Here is a 24292-nt window from a genome sequence, read left to right on the forward strand (position 1 = left end):
CCCCGGACCCCGGGGGTGGGGGGAAGGAACCGGGGCTTCGCCCCGGACCCCCGCCGGGGCCGGAACTGGGGCTTCGCCCCGTTCCCCCCGGGGGTCTGGGGGCTTTGCCCCCGGTTTCGGGAAGGGGCGGGGCTGGGGAACCAACCCCCGCCGCCACGGCGCTCAGCCACTGCGGCGCAGCCCGGCGGTGCCGAACCGGCCCGGCCCCGGCCCCAGGCCCCGGCCGGAGGCCACCGCGGCCACCGCAATCGCCCGCCGATAGCGCTCCACCGTCCCGATCGCCGCCTGCCGCCAGGTGAACTTGGCCAGTACCCGCTCCCGCCCCGCCGCCCCCAGGCGGCCCCGCAGGTCCGCGTCGCCGAGGAGGCGGGAGAGCGCGGCGGCCAGCGCCCCGGCGTCCCCGGGCGGGACCGCCAGGCAGGTCTCGCCGTCGGGGCCGGCGACCTCGGGGATCGCGCCCCCGGTCGTGGCCACCAGCGGGGTGCCCGTGGCCATGGCCTCCGCGGCCGGCAGGGAGAAGCCCTCGTAGAGCGAGGGAACGCACGCGACCTGCGCCGAGCGCACCAGGTCGACCAGTTCCGCGTCGCTGATGCCCTTGACGAACTCGACGGCGTCCTCGAGCCCGTGGCGTCTGATCGCCGTGGCCACCGGCCCGTTCTCGGCGCGCTTGCCGACCACGACGAGGTGGGCGCCGGGGTGCTCGCGCCGGACCGCGGCCAGCGCCTCCACCAGGTGCACCAGACCCTTGAGCGGGACGTCGGCGCTGGAGGTGGTGACGATCCGGCCGGGGATCTCGGCGACGGCCGGATCGGGCGAGAACAGCTCGGTGTCGGCGCCGATGTGCACGACGTGGACGCGGTCGCGGCGCACCCCGAGGTGGTCGACGATCTCCTGCCGGGAGGAGCCGGAGACGGTCAGCACGGACGGCAGGCGGCGCGCGACGCGCTTCTGCATGCGGGTGAAGCCGTACCAGCGGCGCACGGAGGCGCGGCGCTTCCAGTCCTGGGCGGCGTCCAGCTCCAGCTGCCGGTCCACCGTGATGGGGTGGTGGATGGTGGTGACCAGCGGGGCGCCGAGCACGGCGGGGCCGCCGAGCAGGCCGTAGCCCAGGGTCTGGTTGTCGTGGATGACGTCGAACCGGCCGCGCCGGGCGGCCAGGTGGCGGCGGGCGCGCAGCGAGAAGGTGAGCGGCTCCGGGAAGCCGCCGCCCCACATCGTGCCGACCTCCAGCGCGTCGATCCAGTCGCGGTACTCGTCGCGGGCCGGGGTGCGGAAGGGGTCGGGCTGGCGGTAGAGGTCGAGGCTGGGCAGCTCGGTGAGGGTGACGCCCTCGTCCAGGACGGGGTAGGGCTGGGCTCCGATGACCTCGACGCTGTGGCCGAGCCGGGCGAGTTCGCGGGAGAGGTGGCGTACGTAGACGCCCTGGCCGCCGCAGAAGGGGTTGCCCTTGTAGGTGAGGAGGGCGATGCGCAGCGGGCGGTCGGTGCCGGCGTCGCCGCCGTCCAGGAGGCTGCGGTCTCGCGTGTTTCGCGGGTCTCGCGTGAGCGATGCCTCCGTGGCCTCAGCGGTCACTCCGGCCTCCTTCTCGCTGGCTGTTCCGCCGGAGCGTAACGGGTCGCGCTAATCTAGAACAAGTTTCAGACTGGGTCGTCCAGAAGCTTGAATCTACCGGGATGTCAGGGACTCGAAAGGTCCGCACCGGGTGATTCGCGCCACGGCCCTACCCCTGCCATGCTGTGCCGTCCGGGCCGCACAGACACCGCTGGATGGATTGCCACGGAATGGGACACAAGACGACGCCAACCCCCAAGTCGGCCATTGCGCCCGTGGCGTCCGCCGTGACGCCGCCGCCCGGTGCGCTGACCGCCCGTCAGGAGGCCCGGCGCCGCCGGATCCTCCAGGCCACCACGCAGCTGGCCGGGCGCGGCGGCTTCGACGCGGTGCAGATGCGCGAGGTCGCGGAGCTGTCGAGCGTCGCGCTGGGCACGCTCTACCGCTACTTCCCCTCGAAGGTGCACCTGCTGGTCGCCACGATGCAGGACCAGCTGGAGCACCTGCACGAGACTCTGCGCAAGCGCCCGCCCACCGACCCGGCCCCCGCGGCCCGGGTCGCGCAGACCCTGATGCGGGCCTTCCGCGCGATGCAGCGCGAGCCGCACCTGGCCGAGGCGATGGTGCGCGCACTCACCTTCGCCGACCGCTCGGTGAGCGCCGAGGTCGACACGGTCTCCCGGCTGACCACGGCGATCGTCCTGGACGCGATGGGGCTGACGGGGCCGGCCACGCCGGAGCAGCTGTCGGTGGTGCGGGTCATCGAGCACACCTGGCACTCCGCGCTGATCACCTGGCTGTCGGGGCGGGCGTCCATCGCGCAGGTGCGGACGGACATAGAGACGGTGTGCCGGCTGATCGGCCCCGTGGCACCTGCGGCCCACGGCTCCACCCGCTGAGCCCGGTAGCGCCCGTAGCAGGTGCAGCGGGTGCAGCGGGTGCAGCGGGTGCAGCCGCTGTCCAAAAAGCCGCCCGGCGCGCGGGGCGTACGCCGAGGCCACCTTCCGACGGCCGCCCTCCGCACCCAGGATGACGCCCACTGCCACTGCCATCGGAGGGGACCACCATGAGCGAACCGACCGAGCAGCAGATCACCGAAGCCCTGCGCGCCGCCCCGCCCATCGTCCTCGCGCCCGGCCCCAAGGAGCCGCCGACCGAGCTTCCCCCGCCGCCCGACGACGTATGGGAGCTGCCCGGCGGCACCGCCTGGGTCTACTACGGGGAGGGCAACGACGGTCTCACCCGGCCGGTGATCATGGCGGACGGGTTCAACACCGGTCCCAGCACGCCGGAGTTCTCCTGGAGCGTCCTGGAGTTCCGGGGCTACCGCTTCATCAGCGAACTGCGCAGGCGCGGCCGGGACGTGGTCCTCGTCGGGTTCACCGAGCGGAGCGCATCGATTCTGGACAACGCCGAAACCGCCGTCGCGGCGATCCAGGAGGCGATCGAACGGCGGCAGGGGAACCACGCGCTCACCGTCGGCGGGTTCAGCATGGGCGGCCTGGTCACCCGGTACGCGCTCGCCAAGCTCGAAACGATGAAGATGCGCCATCACACGGAGCTGTACTTCTCCTACGACAGCCCGCACCGGGGCGCGTACATCCCGATCTCGCTCCAGGCGTTCGCGCACTACATCCGCAAGCTCGACCCCCGGTTCTCGGACCAGATCAACAGCCCGGCCTCCCGCCAGCTGCTGCGGTGGCACATCGCGGAGTGGCGGGACTCCCCCGGCATCGACAAGGAGCGGACCGAGTTCCTCGCCGAGCTGGAGCGGGTCGGCGGCTGGCCGAGCATCCCCCGCCTCATCGGTGTGTCCAACGGCGTCGGCTCGGGCACCGGCAACGGCATCGACCCGGGCGTGACCGCCGTACGGGGCAAGGGCCTGTCCGTCACCGGCACCGACCTGCGCACCCAGGGCACCGGGACCGACACCCTGGTCGCCACGCTGCGCGTCATCACCCTGGACAAGCCGGAGATCCACGCGGTCGGCCTGCCGGACGTCGACGGCGCGCCCGGCGGCACGCTGGAAGGCTTCGGCATCCTCGCCGACCAGCTCAACAAGATCCTGGGCTTCGGGGTCGAGGACCCGGTGCGCGAGCACTGCTTCGTCCCGGCGGTCAGCGCCGTCGCGGTCCGCGACATCGACACCCACGACAAGCTGCACACCGTGATCGACGACCTGACGCCGGACGACAGCGAACTGGACGAGTTCCTGGTCGCGTCGCAGAACGAGGAGCACACGCTGGTCACCGAGGAGCTGTGCACCTTCATCCTCGACCGGCTGCCGTAACCCGGCCGGCATTCACTTCAGCCGCCGCCCACGCCGCCTCCCGCCGAGGCGGGGTGGGCGGTGTCGTGTGTCCGGGCAGCCCGCGGCGTCTCCTTGTGGGGGATCTCCGCGCAGTGCCGCGCCCACGCCGTGCGGTACGCGGCTGCGTGCTCGGGGCAACCGTGGTTTTCGGCCCGGCGGACGGCGGCCCGGTGCCGGACGCAGACACCGCACTCCTCCTTGGTCGGCCAGGAGGGCGGGCCGCCGGTGTGGGGGACGGGGGGCGCCTCCAGGAGGCCGTGGAAGGGGCGGGGGTCCACGGTCATGGTGACCGTGTCGCGCCTGGCCGGGCGCAGGAGGCTGCGGCCCAGTCCGACGAGCCCCCTCACGAGGCGCCCTCGGCGTGCGGCTCCTCGTCGTTGTCGTCCTCGTCCGAGGTGATGACCTCCGTCGGTTCCTCGACGAGTTGGTGCCGGGCCTTGAGCCGCTGCTGAAGCGTCCGTCGCTCCAGGGGCGGGAGCGGGGCCACGGCAGTACCGGGAAACCAGGGCATGGGGCAGCTCCGTATGAGCGGATGCGGGTGGGCGCGGCGGGTTGCCACGCACGGAAACGGCCGGGCGAGCGCTTGCGTGATGCGCATCACCTCGACTCATGCAGCATGCCCGCACGCACACGGGTCGCGCAATATTGGGGCGCCAATCCCCAAAGAAAGAAAGGGTGTTCTATCGACTTGCATACCCGCTTCACGACACACTGCACCCAGATGGAGATCCTCGGGACCCAACTATCCCGCGCATGCCCCTGGTTGCCCCATCAAGAGACCCAACTTGCGCTTACTGGAACCCAATAGCCGACAGGAAGGCGAAACGAAGGAATGCCGACAGTTCCGCTGGTGCCCACCCTCCGTCGTCGACGCCTCGGTGAAGCCCTCCGCCGCTTCCGCACCGAAACCGGTCTCACCATCGAACAAGCCGCTTCCCTTATCGGCTGGGACAACAGCAAGCTCTCCAGAATCGAGAACGCCAAGGTCCACATCCGGCCCGTCGAGGCCGCCAAGCTTCTCGGCGTCTACGGCGTGGACGCGCCGGATGTGCTCATGGCGATCGAGGCGTTGGCCAGAGACGCAGGCAAGAAGGGCTGGTGGACGACCTACGGAAGCGTGGTCGACGCGCACATCAAGGACTACCTGTCACTGGAATCGGACGCCGAGAGCACCCGCGTCTGCTCCATGGGACTGGTCCCTGGCCTGTTGCAGACGGGCAGCTACGCCCGGGAGATCATCGCCTCCTCGACCTTCTGGCGACACCAGGAGGAAGTGATCGCCCTCGCCGAAGTCCGCAAGGCGCGTCAGTCCGTACTCACCGCCCGCGACGGCAGGCCCCCTTTGAATTTCTGGGCCGTCATCCACGAGTCGGTGCTGCACCAGCGATTCGCTTCCCAGCCGGCCCTCATGCGCGATCAGTTGCGACACCTGCTGGACATGATCGAGCTGCCGAACATCACCATCCAGCTCCTGCCCATGGCCATGCCACCGAACCCCGGGATGGTCGGCCTGTTCGAGGTCGTCCGGTTCCCCGCCCCGTGGCCGACAGTCGTCCTCACGGAAAACCTGGTGGGTGGGCAGTTCGTCGAGGGTACCGAACACGTAGACCTCTTCGAGAAGGCGTTCGAGCGCATCGTTGCCGCCGCACTTCCCGTAGACGACTCACGGGAGATCATCAAACACGTCATGGAGAAGGACTAGAAATGGATCGCAAGGAAGACCTCTACAGCCTTGACCTGTCCGGAGCCGCATGGCGCAAGTCGCCCGAGAGCAATGGTGGCGCGTCGTGCGTCGAGATAACCGACCTGCCCGGCGGCGGCATCGCCGTCCGCGACTCCAAAAACCCCGACCGCCCCGACCTGCGCTACACCGCCGACGAATGGAACGCCTTCCGCGCAGGCATACTCAACGGCACCCTCTAGCCGACCGCGGCCTCCTTCGGCAGGTGAATCGTCTTCTGCTCCAGATACTCGGCATACCCCTCGGGCCCGCCCTCCCTGCCGAGGCCGGAGTTCTTGTAGCCGCCGAAGGGGCCGAACATGTCGAGGCTGAAGGTGTTCACCGAGTACGTACCCGTGCGCACCCGGCGCGCGATGTCGATGCCGTGCTCGACGTCACCGGTCCAGACGCTGCCGGAGAGCCCGTACTCCGAGTCGTCGGCGATGCGCACCGCCTCGTCCTCGTCCCCGTACGGGAGCAGGCACACCACCGGCCCGAAGATCTCCTCGCGGGCGATCCGCATGGCGTTGGTGACCCCGCCGAAGAGCGTCGGCTCGACGTACCAGCCGCGATCCCGGCCTGGTGGGCGGCCGCCGCCCGCCAGGACCTCGGCGCCCTCGCTGCGGCCGAGCGCGATGTAGTCCAGCGAGCGCTGCCGCTGGCGCCGGGTGACCAGCGGGCCGACCTGCGTGGCGGGGTCGAGCGGGTCGCCCACGGTCAGCGCGGAAGCCGCTGCCGCGAAACGCTCGGCGAGTTCGGCGTAGCGGGTGCGGGGGACGAGGACGCGGGTCTGGGCGACGCATGCCTGCCCGTTGTTCATCCACGCGCTGGGCACAATGCCGGCGACGGCCGCGTCCAGGTCGGCGTCGGGGAGGACGATCGCGGCGGACTTGCCGCCCAGTTCCAGGGTGACGCGGGCGAGATGCCGGGAGGCGACCTCCATGACGCGCTTGCCCGCCGCGACCGATCCGGTGAAGGAGACCTTGTCGACCCCGGGGTGCCCGACCAGGTACTCGCCCGTCTCCCGCCCGGCGGGCAGGATCGACAGGACGCCCTCCGGCAGCCCCGCTCCGGCGGCGATCTCGGCGAGCACGTACGCGTCCAGGGGCGTCTCGGGCGACGGCTTGAGCACCACCGAGCAGCCCGCCAGCAGCGCGGGCGCGAGCTTTGCCGCGGCCGTGAACTGCGGGACGTTCCACGGCACGACCGCCGCCACGACCCCGACCGGCTCGCGCCGGACCAGCAGCGGCCCGAGCGCCCCGATGCGCCGCTCCTCGTGCGGGAAGGAGCGGGCGACGGCGATCGCGGCGTCCCACACCATCACCGCGCCGAGGGCCTGGGCGAGGACGCTCCAGGAGTACGGGGAGCCGTTCTGGGCGGAGACGAGCCGGGCGATCTCCTCGTGGCGGGCGGCGAGCCCGTCCTTGATCCGGGTGACGACCGCGAGCCGCTCGGCCAGGGGCGGCCCGGCCCACACCCCGGAGTCGAAGGAGGCGCGGGCGGCGGTCACGGCCCGGTCCACGTCCTCCCGGGAGGCGTGCGGGACGCGCCCGATGACCTCCTCGGTGTGCGGCGAGACCACCTCGATGACCTCTCCGGCGGAACCGGCGGCCGGGTCGGCCGGCCTGCCGCCGATGAAGAGCTGCCCGTGCTCGACGTATTCGGCCATGGCCGGGGCCCCCTATCTGACGGTGCATCAGAAGCAGCGTGCTTCAGAACTGATAGCAGCTCCCGTGAGGGCGGGCAATGGCAAGGCCGCAGGCGCCGGATCCGGCATATCCCCTGATATCACCCCGGCCGCGCCGTTCCGGTGGCGATTCCCTGCCGGTCCCGTGGCGGTATGGCGGCCTGAGCGGCAGGAAAACGGCCGGATAAAGTGTTCAGCTCCCCACCAAAACGACACCGAGAGGCACCGAGCCCATGGCCCCCTCCTTCGCCGTCCACGCGCGCCGCGGCGCCGCGGCACTGGCCACCGCCGCCGTCCTGAGCGCGGCCGCGGCCCCCGCCGCCTTCGCCGACGGTGCACCGTCCCCGGCACCGGGGCTGTACGGGGCCAAGGACCCGAAGTTCGACGGCGTGTTCCGGCAGTCGCTGGCCTTCGTCGCGCAGCACGCGACGGGCGTCTCGCCCGCGCCGCAGGCCGTCGACTGGCTGGCAGGCCAGCAGTGCGCGGACGGCGGCTTCGCCTCCTACCGGGCCGACACGGCCCAGGCCTGCGACGCGAAGGCAGGCGAGTTCACCGACGCGACCGCGGCGGCCGTGCAGGGCCTGGCGGCGGTGGGCGGCCGGGCCGCGGCGGTCACCAAGGGCGTCGACTGGCTCAAGGCCCATCAGAACGAGGACGGCGGCTGGGGCATGAACCCCGGCAGCCCCAGCGACGCCAACTCCACCGCCATCGCCGTCGGCGCCCTCGCGGCCGCCGGCCAGGACCCGGCGAAGACGACGGCGAAGGGCGGCAAGAGCCCGTACGACGCGCTGCTCGCCCTCCAGCTCGGCTGCGACAAGAAGGAGGACGAGCGCGGCGCGTTCGCCTACCAGCCGCAGCAGAACGAACTCGCGCCCAACGACCTGGCCTCGGCCGCCGCCGCGCAGGCGGTGCTCGGCAAGGGCTTCCTGACCGAGCCCGCGAAGAAGGACGCAGCGGACCGGCCGGTCAAGCCGCTGGACTGCGCGGGCGGCGACGGGCAGGCCAAGCCGCAGGACCCTGCCGCGTCCGCCGACGCCGTGGCCGCCTACCTGGCCAGGAAGCTCGACGCGAACGGCGGCTACCTCAAGTCCGCCATGCCCGGCGCCCCCGAGGGCCCGGACTTCGGCACCACCGCCGACACCGTCCTCGCCCTCGCCACGGGCGGCCACCGGGACGCCGCCGGCAAGTCCCTGAAGTGGCTCCAGGACCCGGGCAACAAGGCCGCCGAGTGGGCCAAGGGCGACCCGGGCCGCCTCGCCAAGCTCGTCCTCGCCGCCCGTGCGGGCGGGGCCGACCCGCGCTCCTTCGGCAGCAACGACCTGGTCACGGACCTGAACCTGACGGGCCCCCCGCCCGCGAGCGTCGCGTCGGCCTCGCCGGAGAAGAACGAGAAGCGGAACAAGCACGGGGTCAGCGACAGCTCCCAGATCTGGTTGTTCGTCGGCATCTTCTTCGTCGCAAGCGTCGGCGTCGGCTTCCTGATCAGCGGCCGCAAGAAGAAGAACCAGCTGTGACCCGCATACGCCGCACCGTCCGCGCGTCACTGTTCGCCGCGCTCCTCACCGGGCTGCTCGCCGCCCTCGGCGCGGCACCGGCCCACGCCGCCCAGGGCTACCGCTACTGGTCGTTCTGGCAGGCCTCCGGCAAGGACTGGACGTACGCCACGCAGGGGCCCGCCACGCTGCGGCCCCGCGACGGCGAGGTCGTCGGCTTCCGCTTCGCCGTGAGCGAGGACTCCGCGCAGGCCGCCAAGCCGCGGGCGGCGGCCGACTTCGGCGCGGTGTGCGACGGCACGCCCGCCGAGGACGGTGCCAAGCGGGTCGCAGTCGTCCTCGACTTCGGCACGGCCGCCGACGCACCGGGCGGCGAGACCCCGCCCGCGGCCCGCACGGCCTGCGCGCGGCTCGGCGGGGACGCGAGCGCGGGCGACGCGCTGGCGGCCGTCGCCAAGCCGCTCCGCTACGACTCCTCCGCCCTGCTGTGCGCGATCGCCGGGTATCCGAGGAGCGGGTGCGCGGAGAAGGTCGACACCTCGGCCGCGGAGCAGAAAGCAACAGAGCAGCAGAAGAAGAACGACGACGGCGACGGCAGCGACGGCGGTCCCTCCACCGGACTGATCGGGGGCATCGCCGTCGTGGCCGCCCTCGGCGCCGCCGGGTTCTGGCAAGCCCGCCGACGCCGTCGCGGATGAGCCGGACGGTCCGCATGAACTGGGCGAGCCGTAGCCGCCGTACGGACCCGGCCGGGGGGCGCGCGTCCGCGCTGCACGCCGGCGCGTGGTGGGTGTGGGCGCTGGGGCTGGCGACGGCCGCCTCGCGCACCACCAACCCGCTGCTGCTGGCGATGCTGGTCGGCGTCGCCGGGTACGTCGTCGCGGCGCGCCGCACGGACGCGCCGTGGGCGCGCTCGTACGGGGCCTTCCTCAAGCTCGGACTGGCCGTGATCGGCATCCGGCTGGTCTTCGCGGTCGTCCTGGGCTCGCCGATCCCCGGCACGCACATCCTCGTCACCCTGCCGGAGGTGCCGCTTCCGGACTGGGCGCGCGGGGTGCGCATCGGGGGCCGGGTGACGGCCGAGGCGCTGGTCTTCGCCCTGTACGACGGGATGAAGCTGGCCGCACTGCTGATCTGCGTGGGCGCGGCCAACGCGCTCGCCAACCCGGCGCGGCTGCTGAAGTCCCTGCCGGGCGCGCTGTACGAGGCGGGCGTGGCGGTCGTCGTCGCCATGACCTTCGCCCCGAACCTGGTCGCGGACGTCCAGCGGCTGCGCGCAGCGCGGCGGCTGCGGGGCCGACCGGACCGGGGCCTGAAGGCGCTGCTCCAGGTGGGACTGCCGGTGCTGGAGGGTGCGCTGGAGCGTTCCGTGGCACTGGCGGCGGCGATGGACGCGCGCGGCTACGGCCGCACCGCGGAGGTGCCGCGCCCGGTCCGGCTCACCACGAACGTGCTGACGCTGGGCGGGTTGCTGGGCGTGTGCGCGGGGACGTACGGACTGCTGGGCGATGAGGGCGCGGGCTACGGGCTGCCCCTGCTGCTGGCGGGGCTCGCCGCGGCGCTGGGCGGACTGTGGCTGGGCGGCCGCCGCTCGGTGCGCACGCGCTACCGGCCGGACCGGTGGGGGGTGCGGGCGTGGCTGGTCTCGGGCTCGGGGGTGGCGGTGGCTGCGTTGATGATCGTCGCGGGGGACTGGGCGCCGGACGCGCTGCATCCGCCGGCGGTGCCGCTGACGGCGCCGGTGCTGCCGCTATGGCCGGCGGCGGGGGTGTTGCTGGGCCTGCTGCCGGCGTTTGTGGCGCCGACGTCCCCGTCGATTACCCGGGGGCCGGGGGCGGTTGGGCACCGCCGGGCCGGCCGCGGGGGGTTGCCCGCCGTTGCGGCGGGAGTTGTTCCCCGATCCCGCCCCTTCCCGAAACCGGGGGCAAGCCCCCGGACCCCCGAAGGGAACGGGGCGAAGCCCCAGTTCCTCCCCCGCCCCCACCGGCCCGCCGGTGCCGCCCCCGACAAGGAGACCCCCCAGTGATCCGCTTCGAGCACGTCTCGGTCTCCTACGACGGCCCCGACGGCACCACCACTCACCACGCCCTCACCGACGTCGACCTCACCGTCCCCGAAGGCGAGCTGTGCCTCCTCGTCGGACCCTCCGGCGCCGGGAAGTCCACCCTCCTCGGGACCGTCAGCGGCCTCGTGCCGCACTTCACCGGCGGCACCCTGCACGGCCGCGTCACCGTCGCGGGCCGCGACACCCGCACCCACCGGCCGCGCGAACTGGCCGACGTCGTCGGGACCGTGGGGCAGGACCCGCTCGCCCACTTCGTCACCGACACCGTCGAGGACGAACTCGCCTACGGCATGGAGTCCCTGGGCGTCCCGCCCGCCACGATGCGCCGCCGCGTCGAGGAGACCCTCGACCTTCTCGGACTGGCGCCCCTGCGCGACCGGCCCATCGCCACGCTCTCCGGGGGCCAGCGGCAGCGCGTCGCCATCGGATCCGTGCTGACCACCCACCCGAAGGTACTGGTCCTCGACGAGCCGACGTCCGCGCTGGACCCGGCGGCGGCCGAGGAGGTGCTGGCCGTCCTCCAGCGCCTCGTGCACGACCTGGGCACCACCGTGCTGCTCGCCGAACACCGGCTGGAGCGCGTCGTGCAGTACGCGGACCAGGTCGTCCTGCTGCCCGGGCCGGGCACGGCCCCCGTCTCCGGCGACCCCGCCGAGATCATGGCGGTCTCGCCGGTCCACCCGCCGGTCGTCGCCCTGGGCCGGCTGGCCGGATGGTCGCCGCTGCCGCTGTCCGTACGGGACGCCCGCCGCAAGGCGGCACCGTTGCGGGAGCGGCTGGCGCCGCTAAGCGCGGAGGCGGCTGCCGCCGCAACGCCAACAGATACAGACGTCGTCGCCGTCTCCGGTCTCGCCGTGCACCACGGCCCCGTCCCCGCCCTGCGCAGCGTCGACCTGTCTGTACGGGCCGGGGAGACCGTCGCCCTCATGGGCCGCAACGGAGCCGGGAAGTCCACACTGCTGCGCACCCTGGTCGGCATGCACGAGCCGGCCCGCGGCTCGGTGCGGCTGAGCGGCGACGTCGTGCCGCACCGCGCGGCCCCGCGCGAACTCCTGCGGCACGTCGGACTCGTCCCGCAGGAGCCGCGCGACCTGCTGTACGCGGACACGGTCGCCGCCGAGTGCGCGGCCGCCGACCGCGACGCGGACGCCGCACCCGGCACCTGCCGCGCCCTGGTGTCCCGGCTGCTCCCGGACGTACCGGACACCACGCACCCGCGCGACCTGTCCGAGGGCCAGCGGCTGGCGCTGGCGCTGGCGGTCGTGCTCACGGCCCGGCCCCCGCTGCTGCTCCTCGACGAGCCGACGCGCGGCCTCGACTACGCGGCCAAGGCCCGCCTCGTCGGGATCCTGCGCGACCTGGCCGGCCGCGGCCATGCGATCGTGCTGGCCACGCACGACGTGGAGCTGGCGGCCGAGCTGGCCCACCGGGTGGTGATCCTGGCGGAGGGCGAGGTGGTGGCGGACGGGCCGACGCCGGAAGTGGTGGTCTCCTCCCCCGCGTTCGCCCCGCAGGTGGCGAAGGTGCTGGCACCGCAGCCTTGGCTGACGGTGCCGCAGGTGCGGGATGCACTGGGGGTGGAGGCATGATTCCAGCCCGTCCGGCGTTTGAGGACCGGGGGGTCCGGGGGGCGGAGCCCGCCGGTTACGGGAAGGGGCGGGGTGGGGGAAAAACCTCCCCGGCCGACCACCGCGCCCGCCCCATCCGCCTCGGCCCGCGGTCCGTCACCGCACTCGCCCTCGTGAGCGCCATCGGCATAGCCGCCTTCGGCTGGCCCCTCCTCGCCGACTCCGCCTCCGGCCTGGCCCACTCCAAGGACGCCCCCTGGCTCTTCGCCGCGCTGCTGCCACTCCTCCTCGCCGTGGTCGTCGCGACGATCGCCGACACCGGCCTGGACGCCAAGGCCGTCGCGATGCTCGGCGTGCTGGCCGCCGCCGGGGCCGCGCTGCGGCCGCTGGGCGCCGGGACGGCCGGCATCGAGCCGATGTTCTTCCTGATGGTGCTGTCCGGCCGGGTGCTGGGGCCGGGCTTCGGGTTCGTCCTCGGCGCCCTGTCGATGTTTGCGTCGGCGCTGCTGACCGGCGGGGTCGGCCCGTGGCTGCCGTTCCAGATGCTGGCCATGGGCTGGGTGACCATGGGCGCGGGCCTGCTGCCGGGGGCCGACCGGCTGCGCGGGCGGCGCGAACTGGCGCTGCTCGCGGCGTACGGAGCCGTGGCCTCCGTCTGCTACGGGACGGTCATGAACCTCCAGGGCTGGCCCTACATCGGCTCGCTCGTCTCGGACGTCGCCTTCGTCCCGGGCGACCCGCTGCCGGACAACCTCGCGCGGTTCACGGCGTACTGTCTCGCCACCTCCCTGGGCTGGGACCTGCCCCGCGCCCTGGTCACGGTGGTGGCCACGCTCACCGTCGGCCCCACCGTCCTCAAGGCGCTGCGCCGTGCGACCCGGCGGGCGGCCTTCGAGGCGCCGGTGACCTTCGCAGAGGCGGCCCGGGACCATCGGGAGGACACGTCCGTCACAGCCGCTGAATGATCGTCCCCGTGGCCAGCCCGCCGCCCGCGCACATGGTGATCAACGCGAACTCCCCGTCCCGGCGCTCCAGCTCGTGCAGCGCCGTGGTGATCAGGCGGGCGCCGGTCGCGCCCACGGGGTGACCGAGCGCTATCGCGCCGCCGTTGACGTTGACCTTCTCCAGGTCCTGCTCGAAGACCCGGGCCCAGGACAGCACCACGGACGCGAACGCCTCGTTGATCTCCACCAGGTCGATGTCGCGCAGCGACATGCCCGCCCGGCCCAGCACCGCGCGCGTGGCGTCGACGGGCCCGTCCAGGTGGAAGTGCGGGTCGGCGCCGACGAGGGCCTGGGCGACGATCCGGGCCCGGGGGCGCAGCCGCAGGGCCCGGGCCATGCGCTTGGAGGCCCACATCAGGACCGCCGCGCCGTCGGATATCTGGGAGGAGTTGCCCGCGGTGTGGACGGCGGTGGGCATGACGGGCTTGAGGCCGGCGAGGGCCTCCATGCCGGTGTCCCGTAATCCCTCGTCGCGGTCGAAGAGGCGCCACATGCCCTGCCCGGCGAGCTGTTCCTCCTCGGTGGTGGGCACCTGCACCGCGAAGGTCTCGCGCTTGAAACGCTCCTCGGCCCAGGCGCGGGCGGCGCGCTCCTGGGAGCGGAGGCCGAGGGCGTCGGCGTCCTCGCGGGTGAGCCCGCGCTTGCGGGCGATGCGCTCGGCGGCCTCGAACTGGTTGGGGAGGTCGACGTTCCACTCGTCGGGGAAGGGCTTGCCCGGCCCGTGCTTGGAGCCGCTGCCGAGGGGCACCCGGGACATGGACTCGACGCCGCAGCCGATGCCGATGTCGATGACCCCGGCCGCGATCATGTTGGCGACGATGTGGTTGGCCTGCTGGGAGGAGCCGCACTGGCAGTCGACGGTCGTGGCGGCGGTCTCGTACGGGAGGCCCATGGCGAGCCAGGCGGTGCGCGGGGGGTTCATCGACTGCTCGCCGGCGTGGGTGACGGTGCCCCCGACGATCTGCTCGACGCAGTCGGGCTGGATGCCGGTGCGGGCGAGCACCTCCCGGTAGGTCTCCCCCAGGAGGTAGGCGGGGTGGAGGTTGGCGAGCGCTCCTCCGCGCTTGCCGATGGGGGTGCGTACGGCTTCGACGATGACGGGTTCCGCAGCCATGACTGACTCGTCCTCTCCTCGGTCCGCAGGGCGTCCCGGCGCCCACGGCCAGAACTAGTACGCGTTCTAGTTCTGTCCGGCAGTCTTACGACCGCCGCCCCCGGTACGCAAGGGTCGCGCAACCCCCGCGCGCGCAACAGATGGCGTCACCCGGGTTGCCGCCCCCTCGACCCGTCATTACCGTCGGGTCGAGGGGGGCTCCTGACTGACCGTCAGCCCCACTGCCGGGAACGGCGGTCGGGGCCGGCTGTCAGCACTCCGGCGAAAGCCGAAGGGAGTGGTCGCCATGCCACCCTGCCCCTACCCCCACCCCGCCCTGCCCGACGGCTTCGACTTCACCGACCCCGACCTCTACCGGGACCGCCTCCCGCTGCCGGAGTTCGCCCTGCTCCGGCGGACCGCACCGGTGTGGTGGAACAGCCAGCCGCACGGCCTGGCGGGCTTCGGCGACGACGGCTACTGGGTCGTAACCCGGCACGCGGACGTCAGGGAGGTCTCCGCCCGCCCGGAGGTCTACTCCTCGCACCGCAACACCTCCGTCATCCGCTTCCACCCGCACATCCGGCCGGAGAACATCGACGCCCAGCGGCTGATGATGCTCAACATGGACCCGCCCGAGCACACCCGGGTCCGCAGGATCGTCCAGCGCGGCTTCACCCCGCGCGCGATCAAAGCCCTGGAGGCATCCCTGCGCAGCCGGGCGGCCGCCATCGTCACCGCAGCCACCAAGCACGGCAGCGGCGACTTCGTCGGCGACATCGCCTGCGAACTGCCCCTGCAGGCCATCGCCGAGCTGATCGGCATCCCCCAGGAGGACCGGGCCAGGATCTTCGACTGGTCCAACAAGATGATCGCCTACGACGACCCCGAGCTGGCCGTCACCGAGGAGACCGGCGCACACTCCGCGCTGGAGCTGATCTCGTATGCCATGAACCTGGCCGCCGAGCGCACCGAGCACCCGGAGCGGGACATCGTCAGCCGCCTCGTGGCCGCCGAGGACGAGGGGAACCTGGGCTCCGACGAGTTCGGGCTGTTCGTCCTGATGCTGGCCGTCGCCGGCAACGAGACCACCCGCAACGCCATCAGCCACGGCATGCACGCCTTCCTCACCCACCCCGACCAGTGGGAGCTGTACAAGCGCGAGCGCCCGGTCACCGCGGCGGAGGAGATCGTGCGCTGGGCGACCCCGGTGGTCTCCTTCCAGCGCACCGCCACCCGCGACACCCGGCTGGGCGGCGCGACCGTCCGGGAGGGCCAGCGCGTCGGGCTGTTCTACGCCTCCGCCAACCACGACCCCGAGGTCTTCGACTCCCCCGGCACCTTCGACATCACCCGCGACCCCAACCCCCACCTCGGCTTCGGGGGCGGCGGGCCGCACTTCTGCCTGGGCAAGTCCCTCGCGGTGCTGGAGATCGGCCTGATCTTCGGCGCGATCGCGGACGTCCTGCCGGACATCCGGCTCACGGGCGAGCCCCGGCGGCTGCGCTCGGCCTGGCTGAACGGGATCAAGGAGCTGAGGGTGGACTACGGCGCGTAGGCGGGCGGCGGCAGCCGCTTCACCCCATCGACACCCACCGTCTCGGTCAACCTCAACTGCCCCTGGAATGACGGGAATCGGTCCATACCTGAACCCTTGTCAGCTACCCCGGCCGGACTTACTCTCGGGTACACCTTCCGGTCGGCCGTTCAACAGTTCTCCCAGGGGACGAGAGGACGAGGGGACATCAGCATGAAGGACGCACAGGGGAGACAGGTGACGGGCCGCGTCAGGTGGCGCAAGTTCGCCGTCCTGGCCGTCCCCGGTTTCGCCGCCACCGCCGCACTGGCCGTCGCGCTCGCCCAGGGCGCGCTGGCGGCCTCGTTCGCGGTCTCCGGGCAGGAGTTCAAGGTCGGGGCGTCGAGCCTGACCGGCACCGGCTTCGCGCAGTACGGCGGCGTGGACAAGAACGCGCGCGGCAAGCTGCTGCCCGTGGCCGTCACCGCCATCAAGAACGCCGAGATCCACGACCTGTGCCAGTCCGTGGTCACCACCCTGCCGGTGCTCGGCGACATCTCGCTCAAGCTCTACGCCGGACAGGGCAAGAAGACCGTCGAGGCGACCGACCTGTTCATCGACGCCACGCAGATGTCCGGCGACGCGGAGTTCGAGAACATCGAGATCGGGCGCGACGCGTCGACCCTCAACAAGGGCCCCGCCTCCGCCCAGGGCCTGCAGGACGCCTTCGGGCAGCAGGCCAAGAGCATCAAGATGACGGACGTGCACCAGACCGCCTGGGCGACCAACGCCGGGAAGTTCAAGCTCGCCGGCCTCAACCTGAACATCAAGCTCGGCAAGGATGAGTGCTTCTGACGTGCCGGGCGGCGGCGCCGAGCCGCTGACCGCCCCGGCACGCCCCCGGCGGCTCTGGGCCGCGTGGCGGCAGTGGCGCAAGGGGCGCCCCTTCTGGGGCGGCCTGGCCGCCGTCGTCGCGGGCGTGGAGATCTGCGCCATCCCGCTGGCGCCGCTGAAGATCATGCTGGAGCAGGGCATCGCGGGGATCCCCGGGGTCCTGATGGGCCTGGTCATGATCGTGATGGGCCTGTCCGCATGGTTCGCCCCGCAGTACCGGACCCTGGCCGGCATCCTCACGGTCCTGGTCGCCACCGCCACGCTGGTGATGTCCAACCTCGGCGGATTCCTCTTCGGCACGATCGCCGGCAACATCGGCGGGGCCATGATCTTCGCCTGGCAGCCGCACGAGCCTGAGTGACGGTTTGTGGGCAGGCGTTCCTCGGTTCCGCCTGCCCCGCACGCCGTCGGTTTGTGGGCAGGCGTTCCGCACGGCGGAACGGGTGGGCACAAACCGACCCCCGGCCCGCACCCGGCCAACGACCCTCACCCGGCAGACGCGCCCCTCACCCAAGGAGACCCCATGTCCTTACGCCCCCGCGCCCTCGCCGCCACCGCAGCAGCACTCACCGCAGCCGCGGCGCTGGCCGCAAGCGCGACGGCAGACGCAAGAACCCTCGACGACGCCGCATCCACCACCGTGCAGCCCGCCGGCCACAACTTCGCCGCCACCCTCAACGGCACCGCCACCTTCAAGGCCGGCTCCGTCACCGTCACCTGCAACGTCTCCAGCTCCCAGCCGGGCGGCGGCGGCGCGAGCGGCGCCAACCAGGTGCCCGCGGCCCCGGGCAACGCCAACCCCGCGGGCCCCGTCGTCAGCGCCCTCAACCCGCCGACGTACTCGGACTGTTCCGCCAGCCTGCCCGGCGTGGACGTCACCGTCACCACCTCCGGCGCCTGGGGCGTCTCCATGCAGAACGGGTCCCCGATCACGGCCTCGCTGACCATTCCCAGCGGCGGTCTGGTACTCAAGACCACCGGCCTGGCCAACTGCACCGTCACCGCCGCGCCCGACGGCCCCGCGACCTTCCCCGCCACCTTCACCAACGGGGCCCCGTCCCAGATCACCGTCACCGACGGAGCCGTCCCCGTGAAGGCCGAGGGCGGCTTCGGCTGCCCCACCAGCGCGACGTTCTCGCTGTTCAACGCCGTGTACGACGTCACGGACGTCACCGACCCGGCATCGCAGATCACGGTCGGCGGCTGACCGCCACTGCGCTGCGGGCCGGGAGGATCAGCTCCCGGCCCGTACCGGCTCCGGACGCAGCGCGTCGCTCTCCCCGCGCGCACCCGGGATCACCGCCAGCGCCACCCGGCCGGGGCCGGTCAGCGCGTACTGGATACCGAAGCCGCAAGCCACCACGAGCGCACCGCCGACGGCGTCCAGGACGTAGTGGTTGGCGGTGCCGATGATGACCGAGAAGGTCAGCAGCGGGTAGAGCATGCCGAGCCACTTCATCCACAGCTTCGGCGCCACCACGGCGATCACGACGCCGCACCACAGCGACCAGCCGATGTGCAGCGAGGGCATCGCCGCGTACTGGTTGGACAGCTCGGTCAGCGCCCCGAAGTCGGGGTTGGACAGGTCCTGCGGACCGTTGGCGGTGTCGATGAAGCCGCGGCCCGGCATCAGCCGCGGCGGAGCCAGCGGGTAGACCCAGAAGCCCACGAGCGCCATCAGCGTGGCGAAGCCCAGCGCCGTGCGCGCCCAGCGGTAGGTCGCCGGGCGGCGCAGGTACAGGAAGCCCAGCAGGGACAGCGGCACCAGGAAGTGGAAGGTGCCGTAGTAGTAGTCCATGCTGTCCGCGAGCCAGTCCGCGCCCGCCACGAAGTGGTTGAAGGCGTGCTCGACGTCTATGTGCAGGAACTCCTCGATGCCGAGGATCTGCCGGCCGTGGGACTCGGCGAGGCTGCGCGAGTCCGGGGCCTGGGCGCGGACGTAGGAGTAGGCCCAGTAGAAGAGCCGTATCAGCATCAGCTCCAGCACCAGGTTCGGCCGGTTGAGGGAGCGCTTGAAGAAGCCCAGCAGCGGCACCCAGGAGAAGCGGCCGCGCTGCGGCTCGGCGACCGGGGTCGGCACGGGCCGGTCCCACAGCCCCGAGGCACGGGACAGGAAGGGCACCGCGCAGGCCGCCGCGAGGGCGGCGAGCAGCGGGGCGTTCTCTCCGACGGGACCCATGACGGGGTTGGGCGGGACGAGGACGGTGCTGGTCAGCGTCATGACGAGCACGACGAGCACCGGCCACACGGGCCGGTCGGCGCGCCGTCTGCCGACCCGGCCGGCGACGGCGAGCAGGATCCACAGCTGCTGGTGCTGCCAGGCGGTGGGCGAGACGGCGACCGCGGCGCAGCCGGTGATGGCCGTGGCGAGCAGCGGCTGCCCGTCCTTGGCGTAGCGCACGGCGCGGCGGAGGCCGATCCAGACGACTCCGGCGCACAGCAGCGCGTACAGGGCCAGCTCGGCCGGGCCGCGCAGGCCGATGCGCAGCAGCAGGCCGTGCAGGGACTGGTTGGCGAGCCCGTCGGGCTTCTCGCCGAGGCCGGCCCCGGCGATGTGGTGGATCCAGTACGTCCACGAGTCGTCGGCCATGGCCACCCAGGCCAGGGCCGTGCACGCGGCGAAAGTGGCGGCGCCGGTGACGGCCGCGCGGCGGCGGCCGGTCAGCCAGAGCAGCGGGGCGAAGAGCAGCACGGCGGGCTGGAGTGCGGCGGCGACACCGACGAGCACGCCGGTCGCCCGGCCGGGGCCCCCGGCGATCCGGGGCAGGCAGCAGCCCAGGAGCACGAGCAGCACCGGGATGATGCTGGTCTGCCCGAGGGTGAAGGTGTTGCGCACGGGCAGCGAGAGGACGGTCAGGCTGACGGCGACGGGCGCCGCCAGCAGCGCGGTGCGCCGGCTGACCGGCCCCTCGGTGCCGCGCCCGGGCAGGGCCCGCGCGGCGACGAGGGCGACGGCGACCACGAGGAGCAGGGTGCCGAAGGTCCAGACGACGCCGAGGCTCTGTTCGGCCGCCTTGGTGAGCGGTTTGAGGACGAGCCCGGCGAAGGGGGTTCCGGTGAACTTGTCGGTGTCGTAGAGGGATCCCTTGACGTGCAGGACGCCGTTCTCGCCGATCCAGGTCTCCAGATCGGTGAACCGGCGCTCCGGTGGCAGCCGCAGCACCGCTGCCGCCTGACGCACAGCCAGCAGTCCGGCGAGCAGCCACAGCACTCCCAGGACCATGCCGGTCCGTGAGCCCGCCCTCGGCGGACTCCCCAACCCGCCCCGCTCCGCATCCGCCACGCTCTGCCGCTCCTCCGGTCGACCGGCTCGGTCACCCTCGAATGGACTCTTTGAACCTTACTGAGGCCCGCAGAACAGACGCAGGTCACCCCCAGGTCACCTGACAACCTCCCACAGGTGGACCGAATCCAACGCGTCAGCGACCAAGACCGGCCATTAGGGTGCCGTCATGAGCATCGTGAAGATCAACGTCCTGACCGTGCCGGCCGAGCAGCGCGAGGTCCTTGAGCAGCGTTTCGCGGGCCGCGCGGGCTCCGTGGAGAGCTCCGACGGCTTCGAGTGGTTCGAACTGCTCCGTCCGGTCGACGGCACCGACAACTACCTCGTCTACACGCGCTGGCGCAGCGAGGAGGACTTCCAGGCGTGGATGGAGGGCCCGATGAAGGCCGCCCACCAGAGCGGCGGCGAGGGTGCGCCCAAGCAGCGCCCGGCCGCCTCCGGCTCCACGCTGTGGTCCTTCGAGGTCGTCCAGCAGGCGGCGCCGAAGAAGGGCTGAGCCGGAAGGCCGAAAAGGGCCGGGGCGAAAACGGGCTGACTGCCCGTCGGCCGGCGTGCGAGCATCCGCCGCATGCCCATGCCCATGCCCATGCCATCGCCCATGCCCATAACCACGCCCACGCCCATGCCCACGCCCGCCTGGAGCGTGTCCCCGCAGCCGGTCGGCTCGCCGGAGTCGGCCGCGCTGCTGCGGGAGTACCTCGTCGACGTCGCCGACCGCTGGTACGAGCTGCACCGCGGCCGCGCGTCCACGCCGGAGGAGATCGAGCGGCACCTGGCCGAGATGCCCAGCGACGACCTCGTCCCGCCGGACGGCGTGCTGCTGGTGGCCCGGTACGGCGGGGAGCCGGCGGGCTGCGCAGGCCTGCGGCGGCTGGACGCCCGTACGGCGGAGCTGTGCCGGATGTACGTACGGGCGGACCGGCGCGGCCTGGGCGGCTCGGCCGCGCTGCTGGGCGCGGGGGAGGAGGCTGCGCGCGAGTGGGGTGCGCGGCGGATCGTGCTGGAGACCCGGCTGGACCTGGTGGAGGCGCGGGCGCTGTACGCGCGGCACGGCTTCGGGGAGGTCGCGCCGTACAAGGAGGGCGACGCGTACGCGGAGGTGTGGCTCGGCAAGGAGCTGGTCACGCCCTAGAGGCGTCCCCGTCCCCCTAACGGCGGTGGTCGGGCTTGGGGCCCCCCGCGTCGCCGTTGTGCGGCTGCTCCGCGTCCGATCCGCTCAGCTCCCGGTTCAGCTCCTCGACGAGCTGCTGGAGATCGTGCGGCCGGTCCGCGGCCGTCCACCAGTCCCCCAGCAGCTCCGCGAGCATCTGCTCGCGCGCCCGGAACAGCAGCTCGGCCTGGCGCCGCCCCTCGTCCGTGAGGACCAGCCCCAGCCCCTCGCGCACCACCAGCCCGCGTGACTCCAGCTGCCGGTCGGCCTCCGTGACGACCCGCACCGGCACGTCCACGCGCTCGGCGAGCAGGGCGGGCTCGGCGTGCCCGTCGCGTTTGATGCGCAGCAGCATCCAGCTGGCGGCGGGTTTGAGGTCGAGGCCCGCCCGTTCGGTGATCTTCTCGTAGGCCTTGCGCCGGCCCTCGCGGCTGCCGATCGCGGACAGGGCGCGGGCGCACTCCTCGTGCGAGGACCGCTCGACGGGGTTGCTGGCGACGACCTCGCTGGTGTCGGGGACGGTGACGCTGCCGCGCAGCGGCTGTTCCCGGAGCAGCCAGGCGAGGGCGAAGGCGAGCAGGGCGGGGGGCACGGCGTAGACGAAGACATCGGTGATCGACTGGGAGTAGGCGGCCAGGACGCCCGTGCGCTGGGCCGGGGGCAGCCGGTGCAGCGCGCGCGGGTCGGCCTGGAGGGAGGCGGGGGTGACGCCTGGCGGCAGGTGCACGCCCGCGAGGGCGTCGGCGATGCGCGGGCCGAGCTTGTTGCTGAAGATCGTGCCGAAGACGGAGACGCCGAAGGAGGCGCCGATGGAGCGGAAGAACGTGGCGCCGGAGGTGGCGACGCCGAGGTTCTCGTAGCCGACGGAGTTCTGCACGATCAGCACGAGCACCTGCATGACCAGGCCGAGCCCGAAGCCGAAGACGAAGAAGTACAGGCTCATCACCGAGGTGGTGGTGGCCGGGGCGAGCTGGTGGAGCAGGAGCAGGCCGAGGGTCATCACGGCGGTGCCGGTGATCGGGAAGACCTTGTAGCGCCCGGTGCGGCTGACGATCTGGCCGGAGCCGGTCGAGGAGATCAGCAGACCGGCCACCATCGGCAGCATGTGGACGCCGGACAGGGTCGGCGAGACGCCCTTGACGACCTGGAGGAACGTCGGCAGGTAGGTCATGGACCCGAACATCGCGAAGCCGACGACGAAGCCGATCACCGAGCAGAGCGCGAAGGCGTGGATCCGGAACAGCCCGAGCGGGAGGACGGGCTCGGCGGCGCGCTGCTCGACGAGCAGGAAGGGCACGAGCAGCACCACGCCCAGCACACCTAGGCCGATGATCTGCCAGGACGACCACGGGTAGGTGGTGCCGCCGAGGGAGGTCATCAGGACCAGGCAGACGGCGACGGCGGCGATGAGGAAGGTGCCGAGGTAGTCGATGCGGTGCGGGACGCGGCTGGCGGGGATGTGCAGCACGGCGGCGACCACCAGGAGGGCGACGACGCCGATGGGCAGGTTGATGTAGAAGACCCAGCGCCAGCTGAGGTGATCGACGAACAGGCCGCCGAGGAGCGGTCCCAGGACGCTCGTACCGCCGAAGACCGCGCCGAAGAGCCCCTGGTAGCGGCCCCGGTCGCGGGGCGGCACGAGGTCGCCGACGATCGCCATCGACAGCACCATCAGCCCGCCGCCGCCGAGGCCCTGGAGGGCCCGGAAGCCGATCAGCTGGGGCATGTCGCGGGCGATGCCGCACAGGGCGGAGCCTGCCAGGAAGATCACGATCGCGGTCTGGAACAGCTTCTTGCGCCCGTACTGGTCGCCGAGCTTGCCCCAGAGCGGGGTGGCCGCGGTGGAGGCCAGCATGTAGGCGGTGACGACCCAGGACAGGTGCTCCAGCCCGCCGAGATCGCTGACGATCGTGGGCAGGGCGGTGGAGACGATGGTCTGGTCCAGGGCGGCCAGCAGCATGCCGAGCAGCAGGGCGCCGATCGCGGCGAACACGGATCTCCGCGACTGCCCCTCGCCGGGCAGGGGCGCGGGGCCCGTGGCGACCGGTGCGGGGCCCGGGGTGTCCTGGGCCATGGCAGCTCCTCCGGTTTCGGGGTCGCTCCCTCCCATGTTCCGCCGAGCGGGGGTTTCCGGCCTGCCGGGCTACGCCGACCAGGGCTCGACCAGGGCCGTTGGCGTTTGGCCGGATTCGTTTTGTATCTTTGAGAAACAAAGTGGCTCCGCCCGCACTCCCTGACCGGCGGGTGGAGCCGCTTGTCTTTCTTCCGCGCGCTCTGGAGCTGCCCCATGACCACTCTCACGGCACGTGCCCTGCTCCTGGACATGGACGGGACGATCGTCAACTCCGACGCGGTCGTGGAGCGCTGCTGGCGCCGCTGGGCCGAGGAGCAGGGCCTGGACGGCGACGAGGTCATGAAGGTCGTCCACGGCCGCCAGGGCTACGCCACGATGGCCGTCCTGCTCCCGGACCGCCCCATGGCGCAGAACCACGAGGACAACCGCCGCATGCTGGACGCGGAGACGGCCGACATGGACGGCGTGGTCCCGGTGGTGGGTGCCGCTGATTTCATGGCCGCGCTGGCGGATCTCCCCCACGCCCTGGTCACCTCCGCGGACCGCGCCCTCGCCGGGGCCCGCATGGGCGCCGCGGGCCTGCCGATGCCGACGGTCCGGGTGACGGCCGAGTCCGTCAGCGCCAGCAAGCCGGACCCGGAGGGCTTCCTCAAGGGCGCGGCGGAGCTGGGCTTCGCGGCAGCGGAGTGCGTGGTCTTCGAGGACTCGGAGGCGGGCATCGCCGCGGCGAAGGCGGCCGGGATGCGGGTCGTGGGCGTGGGCCCGCGCGCGGCGGCGCACGGGCCGGACGCGGCGGTGGCGGACCTGTCGCAGGTCCGGGTGACGGCGGGCCCGTCGGGCCGGATCGTCCTGCGGATCGACGAGGTCTGAGCGGCAGGCAGGT

The 24292-nt window shown here is 72.6% G+C and carries 23 protein-coding genes; 16 read left to right on the forward strand and 7 right to left on the reverse strand.

Annotated elements, in window-relative coordinates; genetic code table 11:
* Positions 1–162: 162 nt before the first annotated feature.
* On the reverse strand, positions 163–1572 hold the full coding sequence (locus AC1Z4A_RS08455) for a glycosyltransferase family 4 protein (RefSeq protein ID WP_483677244.1): 1410 nt from the start codon (positions 1570–1572) through the stop codon (positions 163–165).
* Positions 1573–1781: 209 nt separating this feature from the next.
* Between AC1Z4A_RS08455 and AC1Z4A_RS08460 the strand changes: the two genes are divergently transcribed.
* Both AC1Z4A_RS08460 and AC1Z4A_RS08465 read left to right on the forward strand, forming a co-directional pair.
* Entirely contained in the window at positions 1782–2450 is a 669-nt protein-coding gene (locus AC1Z4A_RS08460; protein ID WP_483677245.1) for a TetR family transcriptional regulator, read from the forward strand.
* Between the two features lie 167 nt (positions 2451–2617).
* Complete coding sequence (locus tag AC1Z4A_RS08465) at positions 2618–3841, forward strand: esterase/lipase family protein (RefSeq protein WP_483677246.1); 1224 nt, start codon at positions 2618–2620, stop codon at positions 3839–3841.
* Between the two features lie 17 nt (positions 3842–3858).
* Here AC1Z4A_RS08465 and AC1Z4A_RS08470 read toward each other — a convergent pair whose 3' ends face one another.
* Together AC1Z4A_RS08470 and AC1Z4A_RS08475 are read right to left on the reverse strand one after the other, a co-directional pair.
* Positions 3859–4209, reverse strand: coding sequence for a hypothetical protein (locus tag AC1Z4A_RS08470; protein ID WP_483677247.1), 351 nt, complete (start codon positions 4207–4209; stop codon positions 3859–3861).
* On the reverse strand, positions 4206–4373 hold the full coding sequence (locus tag AC1Z4A_RS08475; protein WP_483677248.1) for a hypothetical protein: 168 nt from the start codon (positions 4371–4373) through the stop codon (positions 4206–4208). Before AC1Z4A_RS08475 ends, AC1Z4A_RS08470 begins: the two co-directional genes overlap by 4 nt.
* 339 nt (positions 4374–4712) lie before the next feature.
* Between AC1Z4A_RS08475 and AC1Z4A_RS08480 the strand changes: the two genes are divergently transcribed.
* The gene (locus tag AC1Z4A_RS08480) at positions 4713–5564 is read left to right on the forward strand and encodes a helix-turn-helix domain-containing protein (protein WP_483677249.1); all 852 of its coding nucleotides are present in this window, start codon (positions 4713–4715) and stop codon (positions 5562–5564) included.
* A 2-nt stretch (positions 5565–5566) separates the two neighbouring features.
* A complete protein-coding gene (locus AC1Z4A_RS08485) occupies positions 5567–5785 on the forward strand; it encodes a DUF397 domain-containing protein (RefSeq protein WP_483677250.1) in 219 nt (72 codons plus the stop codon).
* Here AC1Z4A_RS08485 and AC1Z4A_RS08490 read toward each other — a convergent pair.
* Positions 5782–7251, reverse strand: coding sequence for an aldehyde dehydrogenase (locus AC1Z4A_RS08490; protein ID WP_483677251.1), 1470 nt, complete (start codon positions 7249–7251; stop codon positions 5782–5784). The genes AC1Z4A_RS08485 and AC1Z4A_RS08490 overlap by 4 nt on opposite strands.
* A 251-nt stretch (positions 7252–7502) precedes the next feature.
* On the opposite strand from AC1Z4A_RS08490, the gene AC1Z4A_RS08495 reads away from it, so the two are divergent.
* Genes AC1Z4A_RS08495 through AC1Z4A_RS08515 form a run of 5 tightly spaced genes read left to right on the forward strand, consistent with a single transcriptional unit; the run spans position 7503 to position 13360 of the window.
* Positions 7503–8783 carry an SCO2321 family membrane protein gene (locus AC1Z4A_RS08495; protein ID WP_483677252.1) on the forward strand — a complete coding sequence of 427 codons (1281 nt, stop codon included), beginning with the start codon at positions 7503–7505 and terminating at the stop codon, positions 8781–8783.
* Complete coding sequence (locus AC1Z4A_RS08500) at positions 8780–9460, forward strand: SCO2322 family protein (protein ID WP_483677253.1); 681 nt, start codon at positions 8780–8782, stop codon at positions 9458–9460. The genes AC1Z4A_RS08495 and AC1Z4A_RS08500 overlap by 4 nt, the downstream gene beginning before the upstream one ends.
* A gap of 14 nt (positions 9461–9474) precedes the next feature.
* Positions 9475–10788, forward strand: a complete 1314-nt coding sequence (locus AC1Z4A_RS08505; RefSeq protein WP_483683538.1) for an energy-coupling factor transporter transmembrane component T — start codon at positions 9475–9477, stop codon at positions 10786–10788.
* The gene (locus tag AC1Z4A_RS08510; protein WP_483677254.1) at positions 10785–12416 is read left to right on the forward strand and encodes an ABC transporter ATP-binding protein; all 1632 of its coding nucleotides are present in this window, start codon (positions 10785–10787) and stop codon (positions 12414–12416) included. The genes AC1Z4A_RS08505 and AC1Z4A_RS08510 overlap by 4 nt, the downstream gene beginning before the upstream one ends.
* A complete protein-coding gene (locus AC1Z4A_RS08515; RefSeq protein ID WP_483677255.1) occupies positions 12413–13360 on the forward strand; it encodes an ECF transporter S component in 948 nt (315 codons plus the stop codon). The genes AC1Z4A_RS08510 and AC1Z4A_RS08515 overlap by 4 nt, the downstream gene beginning before the upstream one ends.
* Here AC1Z4A_RS08515 and AC1Z4A_RS08520 read toward each other — a convergent pair.
* On the reverse strand, positions 13344–14513 hold the full coding sequence (locus AC1Z4A_RS08520) for a steroid 3-ketoacyl-CoA thiolase (RefSeq protein ID WP_483677256.1): 1170 nt from the start codon (positions 14511–14513) through the stop codon (positions 13344–13346). The two genes, AC1Z4A_RS08515 and AC1Z4A_RS08520, sit on opposite strands and share 17 nt — an antisense overlap.
* Before the next feature lie 286 nt (positions 14514–14799).
* Here AC1Z4A_RS08520 and AC1Z4A_RS08525 point away from each other — a divergent pair, with 286 nt between their 5' ends.
* The 4 genes from AC1Z4A_RS08525 (at position 14800) to AC1Z4A_RS08540 (ending at position 18109) form a co-directional block, all read left to right on the forward strand.
* Complete coding sequence (locus AC1Z4A_RS08525) at positions 14800–16050, forward strand: cytochrome P450 (RefSeq protein ID WP_483677257.1); 1251 nt, start codon at positions 14800–14802, stop codon at positions 16048–16050.
* A 192-nt stretch (positions 16051–16242) separates the two neighbouring features.
* Complete coding sequence (locus tag AC1Z4A_RS08530; protein WP_483677258.1) at positions 16243–16863, forward strand: DUF6230 family protein; 621 nt, start codon at positions 16243–16245, stop codon at positions 16861–16863.
* Positions 16850–17263 (forward strand): DUF6114 domain-containing protein, encoded by a 414-nt coding sequence (locus AC1Z4A_RS08535; RefSeq protein WP_483677259.1) that lies wholly within the window; start codon positions 16850–16852, stop codon positions 17261–17263. Before AC1Z4A_RS08530 ends, AC1Z4A_RS08535 begins: the two co-directional genes overlap by 14 nt.
* A 162-nt stretch (positions 17264–17425) precedes the next feature.
* The gene (locus AC1Z4A_RS08540; protein ID WP_483677260.1) at positions 17426–18109 is read left to right on the forward strand and encodes a hypothetical protein; all 684 of its coding nucleotides are present in this window, start codon (positions 17426–17428) and stop codon (positions 18107–18109) included.
* Positions 18110–18136: 27 nt separating this feature from the next.
* Here AC1Z4A_RS08540 and AC1Z4A_RS08545 read toward each other — a convergent pair whose 3' ends face one another.
* The gene (locus AC1Z4A_RS08545; RefSeq protein ID WP_483683539.1) at positions 18137–20125 is read right to left on the reverse strand and encodes a bifunctional glycosyltransferase 87/phosphatase PAP2 family protein; all 1989 of its coding nucleotides are present in this window, start codon (positions 20123–20125) and stop codon (positions 18137–18139) included.
* 229 nt (positions 20126–20354) lie between these two features.
* Here AC1Z4A_RS08545 and AC1Z4A_RS08550 point away from each other — a divergent pair, with 229 nt between their 5' ends.
* A complete protein-coding gene (locus AC1Z4A_RS08550; RefSeq protein ID WP_483677261.1) occupies positions 20355–20681 on the forward strand; it encodes an antibiotic biosynthesis monooxygenase family protein in 327 nt (108 codons plus the stop codon).
* A 102-nt stretch (positions 20682–20783) separates the two neighbouring features.
* Positions 20784–21317, forward strand: a complete 534-nt coding sequence (locus AC1Z4A_RS08555) for a GNAT family N-acetyltransferase (protein ID WP_483677262.1) — start codon at positions 20784–20786, stop codon at positions 21315–21317.
* A gap of 16 nt (positions 21318–21333) precedes the next feature.
* Here AC1Z4A_RS08555 and AC1Z4A_RS08560 read toward each other — a convergent pair whose 3' ends face one another.
* On the reverse strand, positions 21334–23409 hold the full coding sequence (locus tag AC1Z4A_RS08560) for an MFS transporter (protein WP_483677263.1): 2076 nt from the start codon (positions 23407–23409) through the stop codon (positions 21334–21336).
* A gap of 213 nt (positions 23410–23622) precedes the next feature.
* Here AC1Z4A_RS08560 and AC1Z4A_RS08565 point away from each other — a divergent pair, with 213 nt between their 5' ends.
* A complete protein-coding gene (locus AC1Z4A_RS08565; RefSeq protein WP_483677264.1) occupies positions 23623–24279 on the forward strand; it encodes an HAD-IA family hydrolase in 657 nt (218 codons plus the stop codon).
* Positions 24280–24292 lie beyond the last annotated feature (13 nt).

The sequence above is a fragment of the Streptomyces sp. 17_S59 genome (assembly GCF_056930295.1).

Excerpts from the sequence above, each read along its gene's own strand:
- AC1Z4A_RS08460 (WP_483677245.1), top strand. The coding sequence starts at position 1,782 with ATGGGACACAAGACGACGCCAACCCCCAAGTCGGCCATTGCGCCCGTG.
- AC1Z4A_RS08465 (WP_483677246.1), top strand. The coding sequence starts at position 2,618 with ATGAGCGAACCGACCGAGCAGCAGATCACCGAAGCCCTGCGCGCCGCC.
- AC1Z4A_RS08475 (WP_483677248.1), bottom strand. The coding sequence starts at position 4,373 with ATGCCCTGGTTTCCCGGTACTGCCGTGGCCCCGCTCCCGCCCCTGGAG.
- AC1Z4A_RS08485 (WP_483677250.1), top strand. The coding sequence starts at position 5,567 with ATGGATCGCAAGGAAGACCTCTACAGCCTTGACCTGTCCGGAGCCGCA.
- AC1Z4A_RS08490 (WP_483677251.1), bottom strand. The coding sequence starts at position 7,251 with ATGGCCGAATACGTCGAGCACGGGCAGCTCTTCATCGGCGGCAGGCCG.
- AC1Z4A_RS08495 (WP_483677252.1), top strand. The coding sequence starts at position 7,503 with ATGGCCCCCTCCTTCGCCGTCCACGCGCGCCGCGGCGCCGCGGCACTG.
- AC1Z4A_RS08505 (WP_483683538.1), top strand. The coding sequence starts at position 9,475 with ATGAACTGGGCGAGCCGTAGCCGCCGTACGGACCCGGCCGGGGGGCGC.
- AC1Z4A_RS08515 (WP_483677255.1), top strand. The coding sequence starts at position 12,413 with ATGATTCCAGCCCGTCCGGCGTTTGAGGACCGGGGGGTCCGGGGGGCG.
- AC1Z4A_RS08520 (WP_483677256.1), bottom strand. The coding sequence starts at position 14,513 with ATGGCTGCGGAACCCGTCATCGTCGAAGCCGTACGCACCCCCATCGGC.
- AC1Z4A_RS08525 (WP_483677257.1), top strand. The coding sequence starts at position 14,800 with ATGCCACCCTGCCCCTACCCCCACCCCGCCCTGCCCGACGGCTTCGAC.
- AC1Z4A_RS08530 (WP_483677258.1), top strand. The coding sequence starts at position 16,243 with ATGAAGGACGCACAGGGGAGACAGGTGACGGGCCGCGTCAGGTGGCGC.
- AC1Z4A_RS08535 (WP_483677259.1), top strand. The coding sequence starts at position 16,850 with ATGAGTGCTTCTGACGTGCCGGGCGGCGGCGCCGAGCCGCTGACCGCC.
- AC1Z4A_RS08540 (WP_483677260.1), top strand. The coding sequence starts at position 17,426 with ATGTCCTTACGCCCCCGCGCCCTCGCCGCCACCGCAGCAGCACTCACC.
- AC1Z4A_RS08545 (WP_483683539.1), bottom strand. The coding sequence starts at position 20,125 with ATGGTCCTGGGAGTGCTGTGGCTGCTCGCCGGACTGCTGGCTGTGCGT.
- AC1Z4A_RS08550 (WP_483677261.1), top strand. The coding sequence starts at position 20,355 with ATGAGCATCGTGAAGATCAACGTCCTGACCGTGCCGGCCGAGCAGCGC.
- AC1Z4A_RS08555 (WP_483677262.1), top strand. The coding sequence starts at position 20,784 with ATGCCCATAACCACGCCCACGCCCATGCCCACGCCCGCCTGGAGCGTG.
- AC1Z4A_RS08560 (WP_483677263.1), bottom strand. The coding sequence starts at position 23,409 with ATGGCCCAGGACACCCCGGGCCCCGCACCGGTCGCCACGGGCCCCGCG.
- AC1Z4A_RS08565 (WP_483677264.1), top strand. The coding sequence starts at position 23,623 with ATGACCACTCTCACGGCACGTGCCCTGCTCCTGGACATGGACGGGACG.